Origin of the sequence: Kitasatospora sp. NPDC059146 (genome assembly GCF_042786665.1) — a bacterium.
GTDB lineage: Bacteria > Actinomycetota > Actinomycetes > Streptomycetales > Streptomycetaceae > Kitasatospora.
On sequence record NZ_JBHZCY010000007.1, the window covers coordinates 80,389 to 95,180 of the forward strand.

The following is a 14,792-nucleotide window of genomic DNA, read 5'->3' on the forward strand; positions in this document are numbered from 1 at the left end:
CGACCGGCAAAGCCCGGCCGCAGTGCCCGGCACACGGCTCCTCAAGCCCGACAGGCGGCCTGCCGATACCGGCACCATGAGCTGGTACGACCCCCGCAAGGACCCCGCGTTCCTGGCCTGGCGCGACGAGCAGATCGCCGCAGACCTCGCCCGCGGCCCTGCCATGCCCATCGGCGACGTCCCCGAACTCCTCGAAGGCCGACGGCAACTAGGACTCGCCTTGCAGCTGCTGGAGAACCCCGAGGACCCGGGCGCACTCGCAGGGGCGCGGGCGGCCGCGCGCCGGGCACTGGGCCTGGTCCCGCAGCCCCGCCCCGACTCCGAGTGCGCCGTCGAACGCTGGAGGCGACGCGGCTGGTCACGAGAGGAACCCGCCGCGCTGTGCACCCGCCGGACCTGCGGACGGTGCGTGCCGCTGCGCGCGGCAGAGCGGCTGGCCGAGGCCCACCAAGCTGGCACAGGTGCCGTCCCGTCGGCCCCGCGCGCAGGCGCCGACACCCGTCCCGCCACCTGACCTGGCCTGCCCGAAATCCTGCCACGGCCCAGGCCGGGCCCGGCACCGGAGGACGGGACCGCCTCACCGGGCTGGTATCAGGCGGCCGGCGGGTACACGCGCTTGGCGTTGACGCGGGTGATCACGTCGCGGACATCCTCGCCCGTCAGGGACGTCACGCTGCCATCGATGAGGCGGGGAGTCAGGGCCAGCAGTAGGTCCGGCAGGTCAACATCGCTGTGTTCGTCGCGGACATGGTCGGCGATCGTCAGGCAGACGTCAGCCCGATCGGCATCGGCCGACCATGTCGGACCGATGTGGCCGCACAGGCGGCAGCCCGCGGTCACGGTGTCGAGCGTCGTGGTCGTCATGCCCTTCCCAACGCGAAAGCCCGACCGGCGACACGGCGCGGCCTCGGTGACCCGCGGCCTGGCTCGCTGCCCTGGCCGCCGAGCCTGAGCTGGACGCCGACACTCGGCTCGGCGCCCTCGTTCACCGGGCGGCCTGCGCGCCGGAGTCGATCGACGCGGACCTCGTTCCGACGGCGATTGGTCTGCTCCAGCAGCTCGCCACCGACCCGGCGGCCGAGCCCGCGCCCCTGCCTGGGGAGAAGGGCGGGCCGGAGGAGTGCAGACGGTGCGCCTGTGCCGACACTGACGCCGAGGTCGAACCGGCACCGGACCAGGGTGTCCCGCCGCAGATCGCCGCTGTGCTCGCCGACCTGGACCGCCATGGCCGCGCCCACGCCCCCACCACCGAGCTGCTGACCACCTTCCACCGGGTACTGGACGCGTGCCCGGGCGCACCGCCTTGCTTACCGTCCAACTCCGCAGCCCCGATCGAACCTCGCCCCGTGGGCCGCGGACGTGGCCAAGGCGCTCACCGCGCTCGTCGACCCACCCACGCGCCTCCGGGAGACGATCCCGGTGGACCAGGTCCGCGACTACCTGCAAGCCGCCGGCACCGAAGAACTCGTGACCCGGGGGAGTCTGGGCGAAGCCCTCGACCTGCCCGGCCCCCGGATCGCCGCCGCCCTCGACGCACTGGTCAAGTCGGGCCAGGTCGACTACGACCCGTTCGTCGGATGGGTGTACTCCCCCGCTGCCGACCCGTCCTGACCTCGCACACTCCGGACCGCACCGCCGCAACTGGCCGCCGAGCACGGTGGCCTGGCAGCCGCAGGACACCCGGCCAACCCGGCGAACGCCGAGAAGGACGGCCCCGGGAGCTCCCCAATTGGGGAGCTCCCGGGGCCAGCAGGCGCAGCGGACGGCCGTCGAGCCGAGACCCCTCTCAGTGCCTGGGCACTCCCCCCGCACCCCAAGCCGCACGGATCCGTGCGAAAGCCGTCGGCCAACGCTGCTCCCAGGCCCGTACGACCTCCTCCTCCGTGACGCGGAACAGCAGGGTGACCCTGCCCGGCGTCCCGTCCGTGGCCACCAGGTCCACCCGGCACGAGGCCTCCGGTCCCGGGCACCTGTTGCAGCTGCGTGCGGTGATGCGCAGCGGCAGGCCGTCGTCGGGGTCGGTGAGCATGCTGAGCAGGCGGTCGTGGTCGGGGCGGTGTCCAGGGATGAACTCGAAGTCGAACTTCCAGCCTTCTCTGAATTTGCCCCAGGTGGTCCAGCCGGTGAGGCAGGCTGTGGTGCCCGCGGCGGCGAACAATCCGACTCGGCGCAGCAGGGCGCTGGCGATGCGGAAGGGAGGGGGTCCGGCGTCGGGGCTGAACCACGGCGCGAGTTCGGCTTCGGGGGCGGTCGTCGCCTCAAGGGGGGCGGTCCACAGTGGACGGAACCCTGACAGGGCGAAGTCTTCGCGTGCCGCGTCGACGCTGTCGCGCCACAGAGCCGCGGGGAAGCCGCGAAGTCGCACTTGGGCGTTGGTGCCCGCGAGGTGCAGGACGGGGGCGCCCCCGTGGTCAAGGACGACCCGCAGGCCCGGGATGCCGTGGACAGCGCCGTCCTTGACGGTGGGCAGGACCACACGGGTGAACCAGCGCAGGTAGCGGCTGTCATCGGTGAGGTGGAGGTCGAGCCCGTCGATGCGCGGCGTGACACGCTCGATGCCCAGTGGTACGGGGACGGGCTCCGGGGGCCAGGCGGTGGTGTGGAGGAGCCACCATTCCAGCTGTTCCTGGGCCGCGGTTGCGGCGGATGGGACGAGCGGAGCGGCGGGGCCCAGTGCGGTGAGTTCGCGGACCGCCTGCTGGTGGGGTTCGCGGGTGAGTGCCGAACGCCGACGGGCGCGATGGCGGACGCGGCTGGTCGTGGGCATGGTGTTCCCCTTGGACGCCGCCGGCCCGGCGTGCTGGTCAAGGGTGTGGGGTTGAGCCGCTGGTGATCGGGGGTGCGTCGATGGACGCTTCGGCCGGGGGATGCGGGAGGAAGGCCGGATTCCCGCTCGGCGCGGCCGCCTGACGGCCGGATCCAAGAGTGGTGGATTCCGGTACGGCCTGGCAACGACCGTGGCGGGCGTGTTGGCCAGCGAACCGCCGGGACCGCCCGAGGTCGTGGTGGTCACGCTCGGGCTGAGGCTTTCGTCGGGTGGTGGTGTCCGGTCCGCTTCGCGGTCGAGGGCGGGGCCAGGAGGGCGCTGGGGTGCCCGGTGCGGGATCAGGCATGGGCTCGTCACGGCTTCGAGGAGGGGTCCGTTGCGGTGGCGGTTCTGGCGAACGACCGGGCGGCGGCCTCGATCGCGCACCGGTCGGTTCCCGTCACCGTGGTGATGGTCGCGTCGCTCCACCCCAGCGCATGACGCATGAGCACCAGGTCCTGCTGGCCGGCGGTCAGGTGGGCGACCGGGGCCAGGGCTTGCGGGCAGGCTCTGGCGACCAGGGCGGCGCGGAAGAGCCTCCAGAGCGCGGCCGTCGCGTCCGGCGCGGCCAGGACATTCTGCCAGCGGGCCGCGGCCTGGGCGGCGGCGGCGCAGACGGCGGGGTGCACCTGGTCGGGGGGCAGGAGCAGCCGGGCGTAGTCGAGGTAGTGGTGGTAGTGGGACTCCAGCAGGGTGGCGACGCCCAGGGCCGGGTGGTGCGGGCCTCGTGGCGTGTCCGAGGAGCGGGGCACGGTGTCCTCTCGGTCAGCCGAAGGCGTCGGCGGGCGGTCCGGCGTGGTAGGGGTGGTGGCGGTGCACCAGCTGCACGCGCTCCCACAGCGGCAGCACGAAGTCCGGGTCCGCGCGCAGCACTTCCAGTACGGCCTCAACGGCCGGCCAGTCCGGTACGCGGGCGCCGGTGAGCAGTCCGGCCGCGTCCTCGGGGCTCACGCGTCCTCGGGAGATGTCGCTGATGGTCAGGGGGTCGGGGGCGAAGGCAGCCAGGTGGAGGCCGCGCATCGCCGCGGCAAGGGATGCCCTGAACTCGGCCGCGACCTGCGGGGTCGCGACGAACGGGCGCTCGGGCAGGATGCCGTGGGCGGCGTCCCACAGGAGCCTGATGTCGGCCGGCACTCCGCCTGCTGCTCGGACCAGGGCGTCGGCGACCGGCCAGGAGGGGATCCGCTCGCCGGCGAGCACCCGGCTGATGAAGGAAGGCGACACCCCGGCATCGGCGGCCAACTCGCGGGAGGAACGGCGGGAGCGGCGGTGCAAGCACGACAGGGCGCTCGCAAGTTTGGCCGCGGCCACCGGCTGCAGCGCGTCGGCGGGATCCGTCGCCTCGGCGGCATCCGTGACCGGGGCGGCGGCCGGCTCCGCGGGTGGGACCTGCTTGAAGATCGAGCGCTGGCGTTGTTCCGGTGCGCGATGGCCTGTCCCCGAGGGTGCGGGCGTCGTCCCGGGCTGGGTGGCGGGCCCGGATATCGTCCCGTTGGCCGGCTGGACACGCTGACTACGGGCCTCCCGCTGGGCGAGGCGACGGGCGGCGTAGGCCTCGTCCCAGCGCCGGCGCGCCGTTCCGGCGGCCCAGCCGGTCAGCTGACCGATCGCCGCCCAGGGGAGCTTGCGGGTGCGGGCCTGGAGCACGGCGTGCGCCCGGAGATCTTCAAGACTCTCCTCGGCTTCCTGGATCAGGCCCAGGACGGCCTGAACGTCCTCGTCGGCCTCCGCCACTGCCACCGCGTCAGCGGTCTGGGCGAGCTGCCGTGCGAGCGCGAGGTGCTCGCGCGCCAGGGTACTGACGAGGTCGTCGAGCGAGCGGTCGGCCGGCGCGTCCTTGCGGGCACGTTCCGCCTCCTGCTGGCAGCGCGCACGGCAGTACGACGGGGTACGGCCCAGCCGCTGAGGTCGGGTGAAGGTGCGCCGGCACCAACGGCAGCGCAGGATCTGGTTCACGAGGGACTCCGTGCCGGAGGCCGGCCCCGGAGAGCACCACCGGGACCGGAACGGGAGGGGAAACGGTCCCCCGGCGGCCGGGCCAGCCCGTCCGCCGGGGGGAAATCCGAGCGGCGCGAGGCGCAGCGGCCGACGCCGTGCGCCATCGTCCGCGCGGCCGTCAGGTCCTCCGGTGGGCCCCCGGCTTCCGCCTCGCGGGGCCGGTGCTGGTGACGGCCCAGATCAGAGCGGTCCCCAGGCGGAGAAGGTCATGGGTGTCCTGCAGGTCCGCGGCCGTGCTGATGAGCAGGATCACCTGCACCACCGAGGCGACGAAGGCGAGAATCCGCGGATTGCCCGTCAGGTCAACGCCTGCGGCCCCGGCTTTTCGCGTTTGGCCAACGAAACGGGCGGAAATGGTAGCGTCGAGGCGACCGATCTTCCGGCGCGTGCAGGCACGCCGGGACCGGCCCAGGGCAGGCAGCATCACAGGCTCCTCCAGGGTGTTCGGACGGTTGGCGAGTAGGGACCCCGGCGGCTTGGCGACCAACCTCTACCCCGGGGCCCCTTTTCGTTTGTGTCGGACAGTAACCCGCCGCGCGCACAGAGTGTGAGGCGATCCGGGCAGAAATGCGGCTAGTCCTCATATCTACGAGCATCGCCTCCCGTCACCTGCACACCACCGGTCACAATCGTTCAACCCACCGCACGCTTCTGTCATATGCCGCTCTGCCTGCCTACGCGCACCGGGCTGCACCCGCATCGACAACGCGCGGACCATCGGAGGCCACCCGCTCGGCGATCGGACCGACCGGGCCGCCCTCGGCGCCGGATACGACTGCTCCGACTGGTTCTGGATCGGGAACCGGCACCTGACCAAGCACACCCGGGGCCGGATCACCATCGGTGTCTACCCGCTGCGACCCGTCGAAGCCGACGTCCGAGACGGGGTGCGCGCACCCGAGACCGAGCGGGACGGCCTGCGCCGACTGATCGACACCGCCTGGTCCACAATCGGCAGGCCCCGCGCCGAGCCGACCATCGACGTCGGCCGCTGGCTCGGCGTCGGCCCGGTCCTGCTCACCCGGTCCTAGTCGCACACCCTGGTGGTCGACACCGCGCGCCGCGACCTCGACCACCAGGGTGCACCTGACCGTCCTCCGCCTCCGACCGGGGAACGCGCCACCCCATGGCGAGATCGCCTGCACGAGGACCGGCCGCCCGCGAAGCGAAGCCCCCGGCCTGCGGCTGCGCGCCATGCTCTGGAACTCCGGGGCGGGGCGCAGCCGCACGGTCAGCGGACGTGGTTGACGAACATCCTCGACCCGTCGTGCAGGTCGATCGTGGCGCCGTGGCCGACCGCCGGTGGCACCGGCCGCGCGGAGTACACCTCGACGGCGGCGATCTCGCCCGGGTCCGCGGCCAGCAGCGCGGCGACGAGCCCGTGCTCGACCGCCGCCAAGTCGCTCAGTTCCGCAGGCATCGCAGGCCCCACGGGCTTCTCACCCAGCACCGGCTCCTGGTCCGGGTGGTCGCCCCACGCCTCCCCAGGGGCGCTCACCACCACGATCTGCCAGCGGCTCGGCCTCCCGCCAATGTCGATGAGCACGCCGTACGGCTGCCTGCTGCCACCTACCGCATCGAAGGTCTTCGCGGCGGCACCGGGCAGAGACTCGGCGGCGGAGAGCAGGAGCTGCTGAAAGCGGGCAGGGCGCATGGATGAACATTCCTTCGAAGTGGGGGCTACCCGATGGTAGTCCGCAGGCTCCGTACAGCGCCGTAGCAGCGGCCGGCCAAGCAAGTGCCGACCGGACGTCAGGGACGGCCCGCGTCGGGCAGGCGGCCGCGTTCAGGTCCCCGGGGCCACCCCTGCGGTGGTTGCGTTGGCAAACAGCCCCAGAGGGGCGCAGGTCCAGGTGAAGGGTGCGCCGGATTCCGGCGCAGCGTAGACGGCGTCGTAGCTGGAGAACCGGTCGCCGCCGGTGGCGGTGCCGTGGAGGAGCCGGCTGGGTGTGAAGTCCGCGGCCAGCGGCCTGGGTCGGCTCTCGGGGCGGTGCGGCGAGAGATCCCACTCCGGTGTCGCGAGGGTGTCCGGGCCAACAGTGTTGGCCTCCAGGTGGGTGAACACCAGGGAAGGCGTCCTGAGGAGTCCGCTGTGCCAGGCCCGTGCCGGTTCCGTTCCTGTACCCGGCAGGGGCCCCGGAACGGCGAGCCAGGACACGGCCGCGCCCCCGCGCGGTGGCGGCGTCCGCAGGTCGACAGTCCGCGGGTGTGGAAGATCGCGGTGCTGGACGACCAGCACCAGCCGGCCCGGGTCCGGCAAGGGACCGAAGGAACAGGCGACGAAGTGCACGCTGTGGTCCGGGGCGGGCAGGGCCCGGGCAAGCGCGAGCACGGCGTGCCGGGCCCCGGGCTCGGTCAGGTAGACGGTCCACGACGGCGTCGCTTCGGCGCGCGCCGGCGGGCTCTGGTGCTCGAAGACGAGCACCGTGAACAGCCCCGCCGGCGTGTCCAGGATGCCCCCGTGCGACAGCCGCCTCCGGGGCTCGTCCAGGAGCGTCTGCGGAGGGCGGATGACAACGGGCCGATCGGTCATCCTGCGACCGTAGAGGACGGGCCGCAGCGGCGCGCGCAGCCGCTCCGGCCCGTCAACCGGTCAGGCGCAGGGCAACTCGGCGACGTCGGACATGCCCGTCTCGTGCTTGGCCCCGCCGTCGCTGAAGATGTCCGCGGACACACGGAACTTGCCCTTGGCGATTCGCGGCGGTTCCGCCGCCCGGCAGTCGGCGTTGCTGCTCACCCGGCTCACCCGGGTGAAGTCATCGTGGCCGCTGCTGCGCAGCGGGCCCATGACACGCGAGAACGTGCAGAAGTCGCCGTCGCAGTTCGCCCGCTCCAGCGAGGCCTCGACCCACTTGGGGCCGTAGCCGTCGCCGTCGCAGGTGACCTCGGCGTACCACTCGATGTTGTTGTTGACGAGCCGAGGGGCGGGCGAGCCGCCGACGCAGACGTAGTCCCCGGCGCGGATGGTGGTGGCGTGGGCCGGGGCGAGTCCGATGACCGCGAGGGCCAGGGCCGGCACGGCGGCGATGAAGGTACGACGGATGATGCGCATGGGATCCTCCGAATCCGAAGCGTGACGAATCGTGTACGCAAGGAGATCAGGAGGCACTGACAATTACACCCGGTCCGGGAGAAGGGCGACACCCGCCAACCCGCAGCCCACGGGCCAGGCACCGCGGGGGCTGGGGCGGTGCACCACCGCTGGAGGAACGGGCCGGACCCGTGGTGAGCGGAGACGGCGTCGAGGTCGATCACACGGCTGCCCCCGCGAGAGGTCCGAAGACCCTGGCCACGTAGGAGTCGAGCTGGTCACCGAAGGCCGCCGCTGAACCGATGGCAGTAGTGGGCAGGGCGCCAGAGTCGTCGAGCCCGGCGAAGTAGTCCGAATCGGTCCAACCGCCCCTGAACAACACCACGGACAGCTCGCCTCCCAGGCCGGTGAGCACGATCCCAAGGGAGTCGGCATCCACAACTGCAGCCCGGTCCGGCATCAGCTGCTGCGGCCACTCCTGTGCCTCATCGCGCCAGGTGACCGGCTCTACGGTGAGCCCGGCATCCTCCCAGCGGCCCCTCCGCCGTTCGATCTCAAGGGCAGCCTCGTCAAGATCAACAACTCGTTCCATCCACTGATCATGCCGGAAGAGCTGCCCGCCGCGCTGGGACGCTGAGGATCCGTCAAAATAAGTCCGACCGGAACCGCTGGCCGGCCACGGGGGCCCGGGCTGTCGGCCAGACATACGGCACCGTGCTTGACCCGCCAGCTCCTCCTCCCACTGCACGAAGTCTTCCAGAGCGGCCCGCACCACGGCGTCGACCGCCGCAACGGGGCTGCGCCCCTCCCGCCGGGCCTCCGAAGCGATCTCCTGCAGCTCGTCGCAGTCCACCGACAGCACCTTCTCCTCCCAGGCGGCTACCCGCTCCATGCAGGCCTCGACCAGGCAGCGTGACTCCTCAACGACGCCCTGGAATGCGGTGTTGGGCAGCCACTCCGGCTGCCTGGCCGTCGGGACGGTGGGGGCGGTGAACTGGTCCAGCGAGCCGCGCAGGGCAGTTCCGAAACCGACGGAGCATCGGCGAGTCATGCCCCTTCCGACGAACCGGTCGCCGCCCGATGCTGCCGCACGCAACCGGTGATCTGCGGATTCCCATCCGTCCGGCGTCGCACGTCCGCCTCCGCGCGGCGTACCGCAGGACGGCTGCGCCCCGGCCTCCGTATCCGCCCGCTGCTACTCGCCCCGTCGTCGTATCTGGTCCTCTGGCGGATGACCCGCATCGTACGGTATGCATTCCTTCAACTACTCAGTGTGGAAGCCTGGTTAGGCTGCCGGCCGCTCGGCCGCGGCCTGTGAGGGAGGTACGCCGGGATGACCCGATCGCCTGAACCGCCGTGGGGCACCACCCGTATGAGGCCCTATCCCGACACCGCACCCGCCCTCGGCCTCACCGCGGTGATCGACCCGCAGACCCAGGTCGCCGTCTACTTCGACCACGAGGGCCGGCGGGCCGAGATGGGAGCGCACGGGACCAGCACCGACTCCAGTACGCCGACCAGCACCGGCCAGGGCGGCGGCGACGGGAACAGCGGCGGCAATGCCGCGCCCACCGACTCGGACAGCATCACCTCCAACGACCAGGACCAGGGCACCGGCTGATGGCCGGAGACCGGCCGCCGGCCGTGCTGGTGCTGACCAACGTCCACGACGTCACGGCGGACGTGGTGCTGCGCATCCTGGCCGAGCGGGGCGTACCGGTCGTCCGCACGGATCCGGGGGTCGATCTCCACCAGGGTGCCGCGCTGACCACCCGCTACGACACGCACGGCCAGCGCGGCACCCTCACCACCGCCAGTCGCAGCCTGGACCTCGGCCGCGTCCGCTCCGTCTGGAACCGCCGCCCCTCCGTGTACCGGGCGCCGGCTGGGATGGAAGGGCAGGACGCGGCATTCGCCCGCTCCCAGGCCCACTGGGGCGTCGGCGGCATCCTCTCGGCGCTGCCCGGCGCCCAGTACGTGAACCACCCCTGGAGGGTGCGCGAGGCCGAGCACAAGCCGGCCCAGCTCGACACCGCGCTGCGATCGGGCCTCGCCGTGCCGGCCACGGTCATCACGACCGACCCGGACCAGGCCCGCGCGTTCTGCGCGGCGCAGCCCGGCGGCACGGTCTACAAGCCGCTGTGGAACAGCCCCTACACGGGCGACGACGGTCGTGCCGCGCAGGTGTGGGTGTCCGAGGTACGGCCGGAGGAGATCACCGACGCGGTCGCGGCCTGCCCGCACCTGTTCCAGGCCAAGGTGGACAAGGCGTACGACGTGCGCCTCACCGCGGTTGGCGAGCGCCTGTTCGCGGTGCGGATCGACAGCCCCGACCTCGACTGGCGCCGCCGCCAGGAGCTCGTGACCTACACCCGGATCGACGTGCCCGACGACGTCGCCGCCGCCGTGGCCCGTTACCTCGCCGCCTTCGGTCTGGTCTTCGGCGCGTTCGACTTCGCCGTCGACCACGACGGCCACTGGACGTTCCTCGAATGCAACGCGAACGGCCAGTGGGCGTTCTTCCCGCCGCCGATCACCGACCTGATCGCCGAGGCCCTGGCCGACCGACTCCAGAAGGGCACCACCCCGTGAGCTCATCCGCCGAACTGCGCGCCGCCCTCGTCGACCAGCTCACCGCCGACGGCGCCCTCACCGACCCGGCCTGGCGCGCGGCCGCGGCCGCCGTACCGCGCGAGCTGTTCGTCCCCGAGTACTTCCTGCCCGTGCCCGGCAGCGCGCCTACGGCCTACCGGCCGGTCCTGAACGGCGAGCCCGGCCGGCTGGAGGGGATCTACCGCGACCAGACGCTGGTCACCCAGCTCGACGGCCACCTGAGTCCCCCAGACGCCTTGGAGCCGCTGGCCGGTTCCCCCTCGTCTTCCTCCACCCTGCCCTCCCTCGTGCTGGGGATGTGGCAGCGGCTCGACGTCGAGGCCGGCCACCGGGTCCTGGAGATCGGCACCGGCACCGGCTACTCCACCGCCCTCGGCGCCCACCGCCTCGGCGAGGACAACGTCGTGAGCGTCGAGGTCGACCCGCAGGTCGGGGCCCGCGCCGCGCAGGCCCTCAAGGCCGCCGGCTACTCGCCCACCCTCGTCATCGGCGACGGCCTTGCCGGACACGCCGACAGGGCACCGTACGACCGGCTGATCGCGACCTGCTCGATCCGCCACCTCCCCCTCCCGTGGCTGCACCAGGTCAGGCCCGGCGGGAAGATCCTCGCCACCATCACCGGCTGGTCCTTCGCCTTCGGTCTGGCACTCCTCACCGTCACCGGGCCCGGCAGCGCCAGCGGCCGCTTCCTGCCCGGCTACGTCAGCTTCATGGTCGCCCGTCCGCACGACCGGCCACCGCGCCAGCCCATCACCCTGCTCTCCGGCGACACCCGCCCCAGCCGGATCGACCCGGCGATCCTGGGCGACTGGACCGGCAAGTGGGTCGCCCAGCTCGCCGCGCCCTCCGCCGAGATCATCGGCGCCGGCGACCAGCAGATCCTGATGGACTTCGCCACCGGCTCCCACGCCCGCACCGCACCGAACCCCGACGGCGGATGGACCGTCACCCAGCGCGGCCCCCTGCGCTTGTGGGACCAGGTCGAGTCCGCCGTCCAGACATGGCAGCAGCACGGCGCCCCCCACCAGGAGGGCTTCGGCATCACGATCGACGGCGACGGCCAGCGCGTGTGGATCGGCAACGAGGCCGGCCCCACCTGGAGCCTGCCCATCTAAGGCCTGTTGGGAAGGTCCCACGGCGGCCCGTCCGCGTGGGGTCTGGCGTACAAGGGCGGAGCCCGTCGGTGACCCCTCGTCTTTGCTGGCGACCGCCGTCCCCACGGGGAGTTCTGCCGTCACCTCGTCCGTGCGGCGGCAAGCGACCAGGGGTGGTGTCAGTGGCCCGTGGCACCGTGCCCTCATGATCAACAGTCTTGAGGGCCTGGAGCAGGTCGGCTGGTCGTCGATGGGCCATGCCTACGGTCCGGCCGACGACGTCCCGCTGCTGCTGGAGCAGATGGCCGACCCTGACCCCGACGTCCGGGAGACGGCGTTCAGCCGCTTCTACAGCGCGGTCCACCACCAGGGCGGCGTCTACCGGTGCACGGCGGCGAGCCTGCCGTTCCTCCTCGCGCTCGCCAACGATCCGCAGGTGCCCGACCGCGCGGCCGTCCTCCACCTCGCGCTCAGCATCGGCAGCGCGGCCCTCGAATGCGGCCCCGGCGACGTCTACTACAGCTCGTCCGGCGACGAATCGAGGCCCTACGCGGAGGTCGTGCCCCAGCTGCGCGAGCGTGTCGAGGACTTCGTCCGCCACGCGGCGGATCCCGACCCGCTGGTGCGGCGGGCCGCGCTGCCGGCGCTGGGGCTGTTCCTCGACGACGTCGACCGGGCGTTCGCCCTGCTGCGCGAGCTGCTGTCGGCCGAGAGCGGCACCACGGAGCGGCTGCTGGTCATCGAGGCGGCCGCGGCGCTGGCCCGGCGACTGCCGGCCGCGCTCGGCCCGGTGACCACCTGGCTCGCCGCCCTGGCCCCCGACCCGGCGCTGGACGCCGACATCCGGCTCGCCGCCCTCGTCCACCGGGCGGCCTGCACACCGGAGGCGATCGACGCGCACCTCGTCGCGACGGCGACCGGCCTGCTCCGCCAGCTCGCCCCCGAACCGGCGGCCGAGCCCGAGCCCGTGCCCGGGGAGCAGGACGGGCCGGCGGACTGCGGACAGTGCGCCTGCGCCGACGCCGAACGGGACGGGGAGCAGGGCGTCCCGTCGCAGATCGCCGCCATGTTCGCCGAGCTGGACCGCTGCGGCCGTGTCCACGCCCCCACCACCGAGCTGCTGCTCACCTTCCACCGGGTCCTGGACACGCGCGTGCCCGAGCGCACCGCCCTGCTCACCGCCCAGCTCCGCAGCCCCGACCGGGCCGTGCGCCACGACGCTATCGCCATGACCGGGGACCTGATCCGCTCCCGACGCGGCGACCACACCGCCCTCGTCCTCCTGCTCGCCGACCTCCTGCTCCCCACCGACCCCTACACCGCCGCCGAATCGGCCGAGACCCTCGGAAAACTCCCCACCGCCTTCGCCGAACCCGCACGCGAAGCCCTCGCCACCCTCGTCGAAGCACACCGCACCCAACACGGCCCCCACGTCTGGGCCACACCGCACCCGCTGCTGCGCCGGGCGCACCAGGAGGCGGTCACGGCGCTGGCGGGCCTCGGCGACAAGCGGGCCCTGCCCGGCCTGCTGACGGCGCTCGACACCGGCGTCGACGACTGGCGGGCCGTGCAGGCCGCCGGCCACCTGCCCCAGGCCGCCGGGGAGCTGCTGCCGAGGCTGACCCGCCGTCTCGCCGACGCGGACTTCTCCTCGCCCTGGGGGTCCGCCGCCGACCTGATGGCCGCCCTTAACCGGCTCGGCGACCCGGCGGCGGTGCCCGCGCTCGTCACGGCCCTCAGCACCGCTGTCGAGCAGGAACAGTGGCGCACCGCCGCCGCGGCCCTCCGCGCGCTCGGCGCCTTCGGCGCCAGCGCCGCACCCGCGCTGGGGACGGTCCGCCCGCTCACCGCCGCCGACGACCCGCAGCTGCGCGTCGCCGCGGTGACGGCCCTGTGGCACATCGAGGGCGATCCCGCCGATGCCGTGCCGCAGCTGACCACTCTGCTCGACACCAACAGCCACGAGGCCGCAGACGCCCTCGGCCAGGTCGGTGCACCGGCCGCCGCAGCACTGCCCCGCCTGCGGCAACTACTCGAAGCCGACCATGCCTGGACCCGCACACACGCCGCCGCCGCCATCCACGACATCGCCGGCCCGGCCGAAGCCGACGCCGTCCTGCCCGTGCTCCTCCAGGGCTGGCAGGAGAACAACTCGACCGCCCGCCACGTCCTGGAATGCCTGCAACGAATGGGCCCCGCCGCCGCCCCCGCCCTGCCCCGGATCCGCGCCGAACTCGCCCTCACCCGCCGCAGCGGCAACTTCTTCGACGGCACCGAGTACGACGAGGCACTGCTGCGCGCCTGCCGGGCCGTCATCAGGCAGACAACCGGACCGGCAGAGCCGACCGTCTGACAGCACCTCCTATCTCGTCCGGTCGGCCAGGCGAGATAGGAGAACGCGCGACGTGGGGCGGCTATGGGGCCCAGGGCGACGTCGGCATACCTGGCGCGGGGTCAGGATGTGGGCTCGCGGGTTGCGCGGAGGGGGACGTCGTGGTGGCGTTCCTGGCGAACGACCGGGCGGTGGCGTCGATTGAGCCCCGGGCGGTTCCCGTCACCGTGGTGATGGTCGCATTGCCCCACCCAGCGGGCACCATGTCCTGCTGGTCGGCGGTGAGGTGGGCGACCATGGTGCGGCCCTCCTGCCGCCGGTGCGCGCGGACCCGTTCCAGGGAGTCGGGCCCGGTGATGTCGGCGACCGAGCGGAAGGCGCCTTCCTCGCCGTAGGGGCCCGCTGCTTCACGCCAGCCCTCGGGCCGCACACGGTACTGCTTGCCGAGGAGGGCGACGACGATCTGCGCCTTCTGGCGGCCGAAGCCCGGCAGCGCGTTGATCCGCCGGTAGAGGTCCCGGCCGCCGGCCGCCTCCTCCCACACCGCGGCGGCCCGCCCGTGGTGGCGGGCGATGAGGTGGCGGCACAGTTCCTGGACCCGGCGGGCCATGACCACGGGGTGGTCGTGCAGGGCCGGCGGCGCGGCGAAGAGCGCGGCGAGTCGCTTGGGGTCGTGGCCAGCGATCTGCTCCGCGTCCAGGTCGTCGTGGCCCAGACGGCGCGCGATGGCCGCTGGCGCCGCGAAGGCCCGCTCGGACGGAACCTGCCGGTCCAGCAGGGCGCCCACCAGCAGGGCGAGCGGGCTGCGCGACAGCAGCGCGTCAGCCTCCACCTGCTGGGTGATGCGTACCGCGATGTCCACAGCGGGCTCCTCCTCACGGCGTCAGCGACCGGGTCGCCGGTCAGTGTGACTGAGGC

16 protein-coding genes and 1 pseudogene are annotated in these 14,792 nt (G+C 73.0%); 7 read left to right on the top strand and 10 right to left on the bottom strand.

The genetic code is table 11. The features are described 5' to 3' along the window. Positions 1-76 precede the first annotated feature (76 nt). The gene (locus ACFXPX_RS04805) at positions 77-514 is read left to right on the top strand and encodes a hypothetical protein (protein WP_380591611.1); all 438 of its coding nucleotides are present in this window, start codon (positions 77-79) and stop codon (positions 512-514) included. 77 nt (positions 515-591) lie between these two features. On the opposite strand, the gene ACFXPX_RS04810 is transcribed toward ACFXPX_RS04805, so the two are convergent. Continuing rightward, on the bottom strand, positions 592-864 hold the full coding sequence (locus ACFXPX_RS04810) for a hypothetical protein (protein ID WP_380591613.1): 273 nt from the start codon (positions 862-864) through the stop codon (positions 592-594). 495 nt (positions 865-1,359) lie between these two features. Here ACFXPX_RS04810 and ACFXPX_RS04815 point away from each other — a divergent pair, with 495 nt between their 5' ends. Then, positions 1,360-1,611, top strand: a complete 252-nt coding sequence (locus tag ACFXPX_RS04815) for a hypothetical protein (RefSeq protein ID WP_380591615.1) — start codon at positions 1,360-1,362, stop codon at positions 1,609-1,611. A gap of 175 nt (positions 1,612-1,786) precedes the next feature. Here ACFXPX_RS04815 and ACFXPX_RS04820 read toward each other — a convergent pair whose 3' ends face one another. The 4 genes from ACFXPX_RS04820 to ACFXPX_RS04835 form a co-directional block, all read right to left on the bottom strand. Further along, complete coding sequence (locus tag ACFXPX_RS04820; protein WP_380591617.1) at positions 1,787-2,767, bottom strand: hypothetical protein; 981 nt, start codon at positions 2,765-2,767, stop codon at positions 1,787-1,789. Positions 2,768-3,120: 353 nt separating this feature from the next. After that, complete coding sequence (locus ACFXPX_RS04825; protein WP_380591619.1) at positions 3,121-3,558, bottom strand: hypothetical protein; 438 nt, start codon at positions 3,556-3,558, stop codon at positions 3,121-3,123. A 13-nt stretch (positions 3,559-3,571) separates the two neighbouring features. After that, a complete protein-coding gene (locus tag ACFXPX_RS04830; protein ID WP_380591621.1) occupies positions 3,572-4,762 on the bottom strand; it encodes a helix-turn-helix domain-containing protein in 1,191 nt (396 codons plus the stop codon). Between the two features lie 160 nt (positions 4,763-4,922). Beyond that, positions 4,923-5,228, bottom strand: coding sequence for a hypothetical protein (locus ACFXPX_RS04835; RefSeq protein ID WP_380591623.1), 306 nt, complete (start codon positions 5,226-5,228; stop codon positions 4,923-4,925). Positions 5,229-5,691: 463 nt separating this feature from the next. Between ACFXPX_RS04835 and ACFXPX_RS04840 the strand changes: the two genes are divergently transcribed. Continuing rightward, on the top strand, positions 5,692-5,835 hold the full coding sequence (locus tag ACFXPX_RS04840) for a hypothetical protein (RefSeq protein ID WP_380591625.1): 144 nt from the start codon (positions 5,692-5,694) through the stop codon (positions 5,833-5,835). A gap of 200 nt (positions 5,836-6,035) precedes the next feature. On the opposite strand, the gene ACFXPX_RS04845 is transcribed toward ACFXPX_RS04840, so the two are convergent. The 4 genes from ACFXPX_RS04845 to ACFXPX_RS04860 all read right to left on the bottom strand — a co-directional run bounded on the left by ACFXPX_RS04845 (position 6,036) and on the right by ACFXPX_RS04860 (position 8,886). Continuing rightward, positions 6,036-6,458 (bottom strand): hypothetical protein, encoded by a 423-nt coding sequence (locus ACFXPX_RS04845; protein ID WP_380522441.1) that lies wholly within the window; start codon positions 6,456-6,458, stop codon positions 6,036-6,038. 132 nt (positions 6,459-6,590) lie between these two features. Continuing rightward, positions 6,591-7,337, bottom strand: coding sequence for a hypothetical protein (locus ACFXPX_RS04850; protein WP_380591627.1), 747 nt, complete (start codon positions 7,335-7,337; stop codon positions 6,591-6,593). 60 nt (positions 7,338-7,397) lie between these two features. Beyond that, positions 7,398-7,856, bottom strand: a complete 459-nt coding sequence (locus ACFXPX_RS04855; protein WP_380591629.1) for a hypothetical protein — start codon at positions 7,854-7,856, stop codon at positions 7,398-7,400. A gap of 199 nt (positions 7,857-8,055) precedes the next feature. Further along, the gene (locus tag ACFXPX_RS04860; RefSeq protein ID WP_380591631.1) at positions 8,056-8,886 is read right to left on the bottom strand and encodes a hypothetical protein; all 831 of its coding nucleotides are present in this window, start codon (positions 8,884-8,886) and stop codon (positions 8,056-8,058) included. A gap of 282 nt (positions 8,887-9,168) precedes the next feature. On the opposite strand from ACFXPX_RS04860, the gene tgmA reads away from it, so the two are divergent. The 4 genes from tgmA (at position 9,169) to ACFXPX_RS04880 (ending at position 13,895) form a co-directional block, all read left to right on the top strand. Continuing rightward, the gene (tgmA, locus tag ACFXPX_RS04865) at positions 9,169-9,456 is read left to right on the top strand and encodes a putative ATP-grasp-modified RiPP (RefSeq protein WP_380591633.1); all 288 of its coding nucleotides are present in this window, start codon (positions 9,169-9,171) and stop codon (positions 9,454-9,456) included. Further along, on the top strand, positions 9,456-10,427 hold the full coding sequence (gene tgmB, locus ACFXPX_RS04870) for an ATP-grasp ribosomal peptide maturase (protein ID WP_380591635.1): 972 nt from the start codon (positions 9,456-9,458) through the stop codon (positions 10,425-10,427). The genes tgmA and tgmB overlap by 1 nt, the downstream gene beginning before the upstream one ends. Further along, the gene (tgmC, locus tag ACFXPX_RS04875; protein WP_380591636.1) at positions 10,424-11,563 is read left to right on the top strand and encodes an ATP-grasp peptide maturase system methyltransferase; all 1,140 of its coding nucleotides are present in this window, start codon (positions 10,424-10,426) and stop codon (positions 11,561-11,563) included. The genes tgmB and tgmC overlap by 4 nt, the downstream gene beginning before the upstream one ends. 184 nt (positions 11,564-11,747) lie before the next feature. After that, complete coding sequence (locus tag ACFXPX_RS04880; RefSeq protein WP_380591638.1) at positions 11,748-13,895, top strand: HEAT repeat domain-containing protein; 2,148 nt, start codon at positions 11,748-11,750, stop codon at positions 13,893-13,895. A 289-nt stretch (positions 13,896-14,184) separates the two neighbouring features. On the opposite strand, the pseudogene ACFXPX_RS04885 reads toward ACFXPX_RS04880, so the two are convergent. Further along, positions 14,185-14,736 (bottom strand): annotated as a pseudogene (locus tag ACFXPX_RS04885) (HhH-GPD-type base excision DNA repair protein); the annotation flags it as partial. Positions 14,737-14,792 lie beyond the last annotated feature (56 nt).